Genomic DNA, 12,250 nt, shown 5'->3' on the forward strand with positions numbered 1-12,250 from the left:
TAAGTTCTTATCGGTCGATGATTTTGAGATCTATTCGATTTCACATTGACAAGAAAGCAACTTAAAGACTTATAGACTTATGAACTGATTTTCGTTTAATGGCTTTTTGCCTTACGTTTTACCGTTATTTGTATGCCGTTTAACTGTTAAACGCACGCTGATTAACAGTTAGTTGCAGACCATTTAACGGTTAATCGCAATGCTTCCCAATACTGCTTGACATTTGTCAAGCAACAACTATCATTTTCAATGACTTTAAATCATCATTTTAGAAAGATTTCGTTGTAATTCACCCCCTATTATATCACAATGCAAGCAAACGATATGTTTATGAGCATTAATTTGAAAATAAACCGTATTTCGTTTTGTTGTGTCTTGAATTTAAGGTATATTTGCCGGCAGAATATACAAAAATCTTATATTTACATATTATGACAAATGAGTTAGAAGTAAAAGAGTTAGAGCGGGTTGTCGTGCGTTTTTCCGGCGATTCGGGCGATGGAATGCAATTGGCCGGTAACATTTTTTCTACCGTTTCGGCCACTATCGGCAACGGAATTTCCACGTTTCCGGACTATCCTGCTGACATTCGGGCCCCGCAAGGGTCGCTGAACGGTGTGTCGGGTTATCAAGTACACATCGGTGAAAGCGAAGTTTTGACGCCTGGTGACTATTGCGACGTGCTCGTTTCGATGAATGCAGCTGCATTGAAAACACAGTACAAGTATGCCAAACCACAGGCAACGATTATCATTGACACCGATAGCTTCGGCCCGAAAGACTTAAAGAAGGCCGAGTTTAAAAGTGAAGACTATCTCGGCGAACTTGGAATCGATTCCGATCGGGTGGTGGCTTGTCCCGTCACTCAGATGGTGAAGGACTGTTTGAAAGACAGTGGAATGGACAATAAAGCTGTTCTCAAATGCCGAAATATGTTTGCCGTAGGCATCGTTTGTTGGCTCTTCAACCGCGATGTGCAGTTAGCGGCAGACTTTTTAAGAAAGAAATTTGCTAAGAAACCGCAGGTTGCGGAGAATAATATCAAGGTTGTGCAGGCCGGATATGATTACGGTCACAATACGCACGCATCTGTTCCGGCCACTTATCGCATTGAATCGAAGAACAAGGTAAAGGGTCGTTATATGGACATTACGGGTAATAAGGCCACCGCTTACGGACTGATTGCAGCGGCAGAACGTGCCGGATTGCGGCTGTTTCTCGGCTCTTATCCCATTACTCCGGCCACGGACATCCTCCACGAGTTGGCTAAACACAAGAGTTTAGGCGTTACCACCGTGCAATGTGAGGACGAAATCTCGGGCGCAGCGAGTGCAGTGGGTGCCTCGTTTGCAGGTGCTTTGGCTGCGACTTCTACTTCTGGGCCAGGTATTTGCTTGAAATCCGAGGTAATAAATCTGGCTGTTATCGATGAGCTTCCGTTGGTTATCATCGATGTTCAGCGCGGAGGCCCATCCACAGGATTGCCTACCAAGAGCGAGCAAACCGATTTGTTGCAGGCGCTCTACGGTCGAAACGGCGAGTCGCCGATGCCTGTCATCGCGGCTACCAGCCCTACTAACTGTTTCGATGCGGCATATATGGCCTGCAAAATTGCCCTCGAACATCTCACGCCCGTCATTCTTCTGACCGACGGATTCATTGCAAATGGGTCGGCAGCGTGGCGTTTACCCGACATCAATGCATTGCCTTCGATTCATCCTCACTATGCAACGCCTGAGATGAAAGGTGCTTACAGCCCTTATAAACGTGACCCGAAAACTGATGCTCGTTACTGGGCCGTACCGGGACAAGAGGGTTATGAGCATATCATCGGTGGCTTGGAGAAGGACAGCGAAACGGGAGTTATCTCTACGGAACCCGATAACCATAATCTGATGGTGCACTTGCGTGCTGCCAAAGTGGCTAAAATTGAAGTGCCGGATGTGGAAATTCTTGGTGATAAAGACGATGCCGAGCTGCTCATAGTGGGCTTCGGCAGCACTTATGGACACCTCTATTCGGCAATGGAAGAGATGCGTAAAGTCGGCAAGAAGGTGGCAATGGCACAGTTTGAATTTATCAATCCGCTGCCGAAAAACACCGAAGAAGTGCTCAAACGTTATCCGAAAGTGGTCGTGGCAGAGCAGAATCTGGGTCAGTTTGCTAAGTACCTACGGGGGCAAATCGATGATTTTGTACCTTATCAATACAATGAAGTGAAGGGCCAACCGTTTGTTGTTGCCCAGTTAGTCGAGGCTTTTGACAAGATATTGAGAGGCTAAACAACTTAAAAACTAATCAACTAAACAACTCAAAAACTAAGCTATGACCTATACAGCACAAGATTATAAGAAGGGGCAACCACGTTGGTGCCCCGGCTGCGGAGACCATTTCTTTCTTGCATCACTGCATAAAGCGATGGCCGAATTAAGCATTCCGCCTTACGAAACGGCCGTTATCTCGGGCATCGGATGTTCAAGTCGATTGCCGTATTATATGAATACGTATGCGATGCAGACTGTTCATGGTCGGGCGGCAGCCATTGCCACGGGGGCAAAAGTAACCAATCCCGATCTTACGATATGGCAAGTGAGTGGTGATGGAGATGGTCTTGCCATCGGCGGTAACCACTTTATCCACGCACTTCGACGCAATGTCGATATCAATATTATTCTCTTGAACAACCGCATTTACGGTTTGACGAAAGGTCAGTATTCGCCAACCTCTCCGCGTGGATTTGTTTCTAAGTCGTCGCCTTACGGTACCGTGGAGGATCCTTTCAGGCCGGCTGAACTTACATTCGGTGCTCGCGGCAAGTTCTTTGCACGTGCCGTGGCTACCGACAGTGCCGGAGTTGTGGAGATAATGAAGGCCGGTTGCAAACACAAAGGTACTTCGGTGTGTGAGATTTTGCAGCATTGCGTCATCTTTAATGATGGTGCTTACGATCCCGTTTACACCAGTCCGGGTCGCAAGACCAATGCCATCTATCTGAAACAAGGACAACCTATGCTCTTCGGAGAGCGTAATGAGTATGGTCTGATGCAAGAAGGCTTCGGCCTGAAAGTGGTGAAACTGGGTGAGAACGGTATTACGGAGCAAGACATTTTGGTGCACGATGCACACACGGAAGATGCTACGCTCCATATGAAATTGGCCTTGATGGACAACGATAGCGGCTTCCCTGTAGCCTTGGGAGTTATTCGCGACGTAGCCGGTCCTACTTATGACCAAGCCGTTAACGAGCAAATCGAAGAAGTGAAAGGCAAGAAACGCTATCATAATTTTACAGAGTTGCTCGAGACTAACGATATTTGGGAAGTGAAGTAATCCATAATTTTTTGTTTTTATACTATTAGTCAGGCAGAGATTCAAGTCGAGAGACCGTGGATCTCTGCCGTTTTTTATGCGTAAAAGTCGCTTTCATCCGATAAAATTCACTAACTTTGCACACAGATAAACAAGCATTATACCAATGGAACAGAAGTTTTTCGTATATAATACGTTGACCCGTTGCAAAGAGTTATTTACCCCGTTGCACGCTCCGAACGTAGGAATGTACGTCTGCGGACCCACTGTTTACGGCGATCCTCACCTCGGACACGCCCGTCCTGGCATTACTTTCGACGTGCTTTTCCGTTATCTTCAACATCTCGGTTACAAGGTTCGGTATGTCCGGAACATCACCGACGTGGGGCATTTGGAGCACGATGCCGATGAGGGCGATGACAAAATAGAGAAGAGGGCGCGCTTAGAGCAACTCGAACCGATGGAGATTGCCCAGCATTACAGCAATCGTTATCACGACGCAATGGCTGCACTCAATGTGCTTCCACCCAGTATTGAGCCGCACGCAACGGGTCATATCATCGAGCAAGAGCAGTTAGTCAAGGAGATTTTGGCCAATGGTTATGCCTACGAAAGCAACGGATCGATTTACTTCGACATAGAAAAATACAACAAAGATCATCATTACGGCATCCTGTCTCACCGCAACTTAGATGACGTTGTCAATAATAGTCGCGAGCTGGACGGTGTCGGTGAGAAACGTAATCAGGCCGATTTCGCTCTTTGGAAGAAAGCTCAGCCCGAGCATATAATGCGTTGGCCCAGTCCGTGGAGCGATGGATTCCCCGGTTGGCATTGTGAATGCACGGCGATGGGACGTAAATATCTCGGTGCGCATTTTGATATACACGGGGGCGGAATGGACTTAGTCTTCCCGCATCACGAATGCGAAATCGCACAGGCTGTGGCCAGTCAAGGCGACCAAATGGTGCATTACTGGATGCATAATAATATGATTACCGTCAACGGACAGAAGATGGGAAAGAGCCTCGGGAACTTTATTACACTCGAAGAGTTCTTTACCGGCAATCATCCCGGCCTGAAACAGGCTTATACTCCGATGACAATTCGCTTCTTTATCCTATCCGCTCACTATCGCGGAACGGTCGACTTCTCCAACGATGCACTGTCAGCCAGCCAGAAAGGATTAGACCGTTTGATGACGGGAATCGCCGATTTAGAGCGTATGCAGCCGTCGGAGATATCGGATGAAACCACCCATTTGTTTGTTTCTCGGTTGCGGCAGCGTTGCTATGATGCGATGAACGACGACTTGCAGACGCCTGTCGTCATCAGTTGTTTGTTTGAAGCGTGTCACGTTATCAACTCCGTCCTCGATCATAAGGCTGCTATCAGTACTGATGATCAGAAAGAGTTGGCTGACACGATGCGTCTCTTCACGTTCGATCTCTTGGGTTTGAAGAGCGAGAAAGGTACTGACAACAATGCCCGCGAAGAAGCTTTCGGCAAGGTGGTAGATATGGTTCTCGAACTCAGAGCTAAGGCCAAGGAGGCCAAAGACTGGGCAACGAGCGACCGAATTCGCGATACTCTTGCACAAGATGGCTTTGAAGTGAAAGACACCAAAGACGGTGTTACGTGGCGGTTGAATAAATAATAATGGAAGCTCCGTCTCCGATTCTTCTCTGAAAGGACAGGAGATGGAGTTTCTCTTATATGTATTTGATAATCAGGTATATATAGAATAGGTGGCGATTAGCCGTTAATCGCATTGCGAAAAGCCGTTAAACGCAGGGCATTTAACCGTTAGTCAGCGTGCATTTAACCGTCAGTTGCAATACAAGTAATGGCTATTTGAAATGATAATCGTATCTCGTTGATATACAGAAAGATATAAAATGAATTATCACCCCTTATCGATTGCCGACCGACAATTGGCAAAACTCTTTTTCTTTCTCACTTCCCTGCTGCTTATTGGATGTTCTCGCCCAACGAAAAAGGTGGTAGAGCGCAACGAATTTATCACCGAACGGCTTGTCAAAACCACACCGGTGAAAGACCAAGGGCGCAGTCAACTGTGCTGGCTCTATGGTTTTTTAGCTACTGTCGAGAGCGAACATCTGATGTCAGGAGACTCTGTGAATCTTTCCGTCGACTATCTCGCGCGGCGTATTTTGGCTGAGGAAACACGGCGATATTATCTTTCCGGCGGGCAGACTGACATTTCTCTGCGGGGTATGCCACTGATGGCGCAACACGCATTGACGCAATATGGGGCAGTGCCTTACGATGCTTACTGTAATCAAAAACCTGTGAACTATGATGTATTGATGCGCAAACTGATGCGCATTGCAGGTACATATCCTACGTTGTCGACCTTTATTGAACAGAGCAATGCACTGATGGACAACGAAATCGGAGCAGAACCGCAGCACGTTTATATGTTGGGGATGGAGTATACACCGCTGCAATTCGGAGAGAGTGTGTGCAAACCCGACGAGTATGTGGGGTTGACCAGTTTCACGCACCATCCTTTCGGCAAAACGTTCGTACTTGAAGTGCCCGATAACCGCACACGCGACGCGCTCCTGAATATATCTATCGGGCAGTTGACAAACCTTATTGAGGCGGCCCTCTCGGCCGGACACGCCGTGTGTTGGGAGGGAGATATGAGCGAGCCCGGCTTCTCTTTCGAGGACGGAAAGGCCGACATCGTTCCTCGAGCGGTCTGCACGCAGGCGGCGAGACAGCGTCTTTTCGAGCGTCGTAAGACCACCGACGACCACGTGATGGAGCTCATCGGTCTGGCCCGCGACCATCAAGGGCGTCGTTGGTTCATAGCCAAGAACTCGTGGGGAACGCACAACCGCTACGGCGGATGGATGTATCTGTCTCGCGAATACGTTTATTTGAAGACCGTAGCCGTGTATTTGCGGCGTGAAGCAGTGAGTAAGTTACAGCCCCATCTCTTGAATTTAGCGGACTGAAAACTCATTCGATACTTGAGCGATGAGCTCGTTCACTTGTTTATTTGTCCACTCGTTCGCTCCTCTAAATTTGTTCAATACTTGAGCGATGAGCTCGTTCACTTGTTTACTTGTCTACTCGTTCACTCCTCTAAACCTGTTCAATACTTAAACGATGAACCTCCGAGGAACTCGCGGAGCAATGAAGTGGGCGGCAGACTACGATTCGGAATCTGAGAGAAATACTTCAAAAACTTGCGCAACCGATAGGCTTCGGCGTATTCTTCGCAATTCTCCGGCACCATCTCCAACAACGGTTCGGCCTGTGCTTTGATAACCGCCAGCTCGAAAAGCATTGCTGTATTGAACATTACATCGGCATTTTCCTGGTACGGGAATATCCACTTGTTCTCTCCGGCACGTACACTCGGCCAACGATGGATCGTTTCCTGTGCTGTACAACCGCGGTATTTATTGTCTCGGATGATGCGACGCAACAGTCGGTTGTCTGTTGTGGGAATGTAATTGTGGTCATCCAATAGGATGGTTGTCAGTGCCGAAGCATAGATTTTGAACTTCTGTGCAGCCGGAATGCGGTCGGTGAGCTGCGGGTTGAGTGCGTGAATGCCCTCGACTACCAACACATTATTGTCAGCAAGCTGCAAACGGCGGCCTCCCTTTTCGCTCTTCCCGGTCTGAAAATTATATTTCGGCAGTTCCACTTCTTCTCCCCGGAAGAGCGCTTGAAACTGTTCGTTGATGAGCGGAATGTCAAGTGCATATATACTTTCATAGTCGAGCTCTCCTTTTTCGTCCTTAGGTGTGAGTTCACGATTCACAAAATAATCGTCGAGTGATATCTGAACGGGTTTGATTCCGCTTGCCAAAAGCTGCACCGAGAGGCGTTTACAGAAGGTAGTCTTGCCGCTTGACGACGGTCCTGCAATCAAAACCACTCGCGTTCCGCGGCGTTCCGCAATCTGATCGGCAATTTGCGAAATACGTTTCTCCTGTAATGCTTCCGATACGTTGATAAGATCGGTGGTGTGTCCTTGCTTCACTGCCTCGTTAAAGTCGCCTACTGTCGTGATGCCTAAGATGCTTTGCCAGCGTTGATGCTCCTTAAATACCTCGAACATCTTATCTTGCGGCACCATCTCTCCAAGTTTTCCGGGGTCTTGAAGAGATGGAATACGCAGCAAAACACCGTCGTAATATTTCTCAATTCCAAAGAGATAGATCTGCGAAGTATTGGTAAGCATCGACCCGTAATAGTAATCCTTATAATCGTCAATTGTATAATAAGTGGTATAGAGCGATCCCGAGCTTTCGAGGAGCTTGACTTTGGCTCCGTCTCCCAAGCTGCGGAACATATTGATAGCATCTTCTGTGGTGGTTTCGTGCCGCAGAATGGGGAATCGTGCATCTATAATCTCCTGCATTCGGGTGTGGATTCGGTCGGCGTCTTGCTGCATAACGGGGTGTCCCAGTTGCAGATTGCAGAAATAACCGTTAGAAACCGGCGTGTCGATTACTACTTCGCTGCCGGGATAAAGGTCGTGAACGGCTTTGCAAAGAACAAAGAACAACGATCGCGTGTAAGCACGAGAACCCGACGCAGAATGCATATCCAAGAACTCCACATCTTTGTTATGGAACACCCGGAAGTGCATTCCCTCTACCTTATTGTTGACTTTTGCGCTGATAGGTCCATACGGCATAGCGAGCTGAAAATCACGAAAAATGTCAGAAAGTGTGCTTCCGATAGCAACGTTTTGAGTTTTTTTATTATTTTTGCAACGGATTTGTATCGATTGTTTCATTTCCTTTTAAAGAATAATGTTGCGTAAAGGTAAGCAAAAAACGCGTAGAGTGACATTGCGACTCACATAAATTAGATAAAAATATGTCGATTTGGATTTTCTTAAAACTTATCGGTTCGTTGGCCCTTTTGATGTATGGTATGAAATCGATGAGTGAAAGTTTGCAGAAGATGGCAGGTTCGCAGCTGCGCCACGTGCTGCAAGCGATGACTACAAACCGCTTTACAGGAATGATAACCGGTATGTTCGTGACAGCCGCCGTACAGTCTTCCACAGCCACGACTGTGATGACCGTTTCGTTCGTTAACGCCGGATTGCTCACGCTTGCACAGGCAATCTCGGTCATAATGGGTGCAAACATCGGAACGACTCTCACTGCCTGGATTATGAGTGCAGGCTTTTCATTCAACATTACCGACTTTGTTTATCCCGCATTCTTCATTGCCATTATCCTGATTTATAATAAACGGCGCAAGAATATAGGCGATTTCCTCTTCGGCGTGGCGTTTATGTTCCTTGGATTGGGCACACTCCGCCAGACGGGTATCGATATGGATCTGGCCCATAATCAGCCAGTGCTCGACTTCTTTTCCTCCTTTGACTCCGACAGTTTTATCACAACGATCGTCTTCTTGCTGCTCGGCAGCGTGCTGACGATGTGTGTTCAGTCGTCAGCAGCCATTATGGCCATCACGATGATCCTGTGTTCGAGTGGCGTTCTGCCCATATATCAAGGCATTGCATTGGTCATGGGTGAGAACATCGGTACCACAGTGACATCTAATATCGCTGCATTCACAGCCAATACACAGGCTCGACGGGCTGCATTCGCCCATATGTTCTTCAACGTTTTCGGCGTGATTTGGATGCTGTGTGTGTTCAGACCATTCGTGGATATGATCTGTTCGCTTGTCGGTTACGATGAAAACTTAGTGCCAGGAAACGCCGCTTTCATTGCAAATGCTGCCAAACTCTCGTTCGTTTTGGCCGCTTTCCACACGGTTTTCAACATCACCAATACGATGATTCTTATCTGGTTTATCCACCAAATTGAGAAAATCGTGTGCCGAGTCATCAAGCCTCGCCGTTCGGAAGACGAAGACGACTTCCGTCTTCGCTTCATCAGCAGCGGTATTTTGCAGACACCCGAACTCTCGGTGTTAGAAGCTCGCAAGGAGATTCAGTCGTTTGCAGAGCGTATTCAGCGAATGTTCGGTATGGTGCGCGAACTTCTCGGCACGTCCGAAGACAATGTTTTTGTCAAGCTCTTCACCCGAATCGAGAAGTATGAAGGCATCAGCGACAATATGGAAATCGAAATAGCGAAGTATCTCGATCAAGTGAGCGATGCCCATTTAAGCGATGAAACCAAAGCGAATATCCGTGCGATGCTGCGCGAAATCAGCGAACTTGAAAGCATCGGAGACAGTTGTTACAACATAGCTCGCACCATCAGCCGCAAAGTAAAGAGCAAAGAAGACTTCACCGAACGGCAATACGAACACATTCATCAGATGTTCGAACTGACCGACGATGCTCTCTCGCAGATGAATATTATGCTCAACGACCGCAAGGAGAATCTCGACGTCAACCGCTCGTTCAACATTGAGAACGAGATCAACAACTATCGCAACCAGTTGAAGAGTGAAAACATCAACGATGTAAACGATCATCTCTATACCTATGCTATCGGAACGATGTATATGGACATTATTGCCGAATGTGAAAAGCTCGGCGATTACGTTGTCAATGTAGTCGAAGCGCGTATGGGTACGCGGCAACGCGAAGCGTGATTAGAGATTAGATACGAAAATATGAGCGGCTGAAAAGACGGTACAAAACATCTCTGTGTCATCTTTTCAGCCTTTTTTCTTTTTACGTTTTATTATCTCCAAAACATAACAGCATATACTTATTTGCAGAGAAGGATAGAGAGACCGTTCTGATTAACAGTTAATCACGCTGCAACTAACCGTTAATCGGCGCGCAATTAACGGTTAAACGAAGGGTGACTAACGGTTAGTTGCGCGACATTTAACGGTTAATGAGGAGCGGGGTGTCTGTTTGTTGTTTTTCGATTGAAATAAAACTTTTTTCGATCGGAATAAAAAACACAGGGAGTTTTATGTGAATCGGCCGATCGAAAATATCTCAGGAAATGCTTGGTTATGTGCGGAAATGTTCGTAACTTTGCACCGTTCAGTGGAATGGGGGGCTCTGATAAGAGCTCCTCATTCTGTTTTTAATAAATTATTTATGATTGACAAGAAGATCGTAAAAACGTTAGTCGATGAGTGGCTTACAGGAAAAGACTACTTTTTAGTAGGCATTGAGATCAGCCAAGACGATAAAATCGTGGTGGAAATCGACCACGCCGAGGGCGTATGGATTGAAGACTGCGTAGAATTAAGCCGTTACATTGAGGATCATCTCAGCCGAGACGAAGAAGATTATGAGCTGGAAGTAGGTTCGGCAGGGCTCGGTCAGCCTTTCAAAGTGCCGCAACAGTACATCAATTTCATTGGGAAAGAGGTGGAAGTGATGGACTCCGAGGGCAAGAAAATCAAAGGAATTTTGACCAATGTGGATGGGAACGACTTCACAGTCACGGTTCGTGAAAAGGTGAAAGTAGAAGGAAAGAAGCGCCCCGAACTGCAAGATGTGGTGCACGAGTATCAAATGGACAAAGTGAAATATACGAAATACATCATCGACTTTAAGTAAGTCTTTTCGTTTTTTAATCTTGAAGTCGGCGGAGGTTGCAGCAAACGAGCTTTCGAGTTACTATTGTTCTGTACTCGACGAAAGCGAAACCTCATCCGCTCATCAACTTAAAAGCGAATGAACTCAGAAAAAATAAAATTCAAAAACTTATATGGCACTAAGAAAAAAGGATGAAGAGACAATCAGTATGATTGATACTTTCAGGGAGTTTAAAGACACAAAGAATATCGATCGCACTACTTTGGTGAGCGTACTCGAAGAGAGTTTCCGTAACGTTTTGACCAAAATATTCGGCAGCGATGAGAATTTTGACGTCATTGTAAACCCTGATAAGGGCGACTTTGAAATCTATCGCAATCGTATTGTGGTAGCAGACGGAGATGTGGAAGACGAAAACAAGCAAATTGCTCTTGCTGAGGCGCAGAAGATCGAACCCGATTATGAGGTGGGCGAAGACGTTTCCGAACGCGTAGATTTTGCCAAATTCGGACGCCGCGCCATACTGACGCTTCGCCAAACACTGGCTTCCAAGATCCTCGAACTTGAACATGACTCCTTATATAATAAGTATAAGGACCGCGTGGGACAGATTATTTCGGGTGAGGTTTATCAGATATGGAAACGCGAAGTGCTGGTAGTTGACGACGAAAACAATGAGTTAATTCTGCCGAAGTCTGAACAAATCCCCTCAGATCAGTATCACAAGGGCGAGACTTTGCGCGCCGTCATCCTGCGAGTGGATAATGAAAACAACAATCCGAAGATCATTTTGAGTCGCACCAGTCCTGTGTTCCTCGAACGATTGTTGGAAGCTGAGGTGCCCGAAATCAGTGACGGACTTATCTCTATCAAGCGAATCGCCCGGATGCCAGGTGAAAGAGCCAAGGTGGCTGTTGAGAGTTACGACGAGCGAATAGACCCCGTGGGAGCCTGTGTGGGCGTCAAGGGTAGTCGTGTTCACGGCATTGTGCGTGAGCTCTGCAATGAAAACATCGACGTAATCAATTACACTTCCAACACGAAACTCTTCATTCAGCGTGCTCTTAGTCCTGCACGCGTGAGCAGCATTACGCTCGATGAGGAGAATCATAAGGCTGAAGTATTCCTCCAACCGGAAGAAGTTTCATTGGCAATCGGCCGTAGCGGGCTCAACATTAAGCTCGCCTCGATGCTCACCGAATTTACAATTGATGTGTTCAGAGAAGTTGCCGGCGACGAGGGAGACGAAGATATCTATCTCGATGAGTTTGCAGATGAAATTGATCAGTGGGTTATTGATGCCATCAAGGCCATCGGTCTTGATACGGCTAAGGCTGTACTCAATGCTCCTCGGGAGATGTTGATCGAGAAAGCCGACCTTGAAGAGGAGACTGTCGACAACGTGCTGCGCGTGCTCCAAGCCGAATTTGAACGGTAATGGGCACCCCG

At 47.0% G+C, this 12,250-nt stretch carries 8 protein-coding genes; 7 read left to right on the forward strand and 1 reads right to left on the reverse strand.

Annotation, left to right across the window (positions count from 1 at the left end; translation table 11 throughout):
• Positions 1 to 431 precede the first annotated feature (431 nt).
• The 4 genes from RWY97_RS03835 (at position 432) to RWY97_RS03850 (ending at position 6,296) form a co-directional block, all read left to right on the forward strand.
• Positions 432 to 2,282, forward strand: coding sequence for a 2-oxoacid:acceptor oxidoreductase subunit alpha (locus RWY97_RS03835; protein WP_314079357.1), 1,851 nt, complete (start codon positions 432 to 434; stop codon positions 2,280 to 2,282).
• A gap of 43 nt (positions 2,283 to 2,325) precedes the next feature.
• Positions 2,326 to 3,330, forward strand: coding sequence for a 2-oxoacid:ferredoxin oxidoreductase subunit beta (locus tag RWY97_RS03840; RefSeq protein ID WP_315565622.1), 1,005 nt, complete (start codon positions 2,326 to 2,328; stop codon positions 3,328 to 3,330).
• Between the two features lie 145 nt (positions 3,331 to 3,475).
• Positions 3,476 to 4,966 carry a cysteine--tRNA ligase gene (cysS, locus tag RWY97_RS03845; protein ID WP_315565624.1) on the forward strand — a complete coding sequence of 497 codons (1,491 nt, stop codon included), beginning with the start codon at positions 3,476 to 3,478 and terminating at the stop codon, positions 4,964 to 4,966.
• A 241-nt stretch (positions 4,967 to 5,207) separates the two neighbouring features.
• Complete coding sequence (locus tag RWY97_RS03850) at positions 5,208 to 6,296, forward strand: C1 family peptidase (RefSeq protein WP_315565626.1); 1,089 nt, start codon at positions 5,208 to 5,210, stop codon at positions 6,294 to 6,296.
• Between the two features lie 140 nt (positions 6,297 to 6,436).
• Here RWY97_RS03850 and RWY97_RS03855 read toward each other — a convergent pair whose 3' ends face one another.
• The gene (locus tag RWY97_RS03855; RefSeq protein WP_315565628.1) at positions 6,437 to 8,098 is read right to left on the reverse strand and encodes a nucleoside kinase; all 1,662 of its coding nucleotides are present in this window, start codon (positions 8,096 to 8,098) and stop codon (positions 6,437 to 6,439) included.
• 83 nt (positions 8,099 to 8,181) lie between these two features.
• Between RWY97_RS03855 and RWY97_RS03860 the strand changes: the two genes are divergently transcribed.
• The 3 genes from RWY97_RS03860 to nusA all read left to right on the forward strand — a co-directional run bounded on the left by RWY97_RS03860 (position 8,182) and on the right by nusA (position 12,239).
• Entirely contained in the window at positions 8,182 to 9,891 is a 1,710-nt protein-coding gene (locus RWY97_RS03860) for a Na/Pi cotransporter family protein (RefSeq protein ID WP_024991615.1), read from the forward strand.
• A 463-nt stretch (positions 9,892 to 10,354) separates the two neighbouring features.
• On the forward strand, positions 10,355 to 10,822 hold the full coding sequence (gene rimP, locus RWY97_RS03865; RefSeq protein ID WP_025065495.1) for a ribosome assembly cofactor RimP: 468 nt from the start codon (positions 10,355 to 10,357) through the stop codon (positions 10,820 to 10,822).
• 151 nt (positions 10,823 to 10,973) lie between these two features.
• A complete protein-coding gene (nusA, locus tag RWY97_RS03870) occupies positions 10,974 to 12,239 on the forward strand; it encodes a transcription termination factor NusA (RefSeq protein ID WP_021584019.1) in 1,266 nt (421 codons plus the stop codon).
• The last annotated feature ends 11 nt before the right edge of the window (positions 12,240 to 12,250 follow it).

This window comes from Hoylesella pleuritidis, from assembly GCF_963541955.1.
Lineage (GTDB): Bacteria > Bacteroidota > Bacteroidia > Bacteroidales > Bacteroidaceae > Prevotella > Prevotella pleuritidis.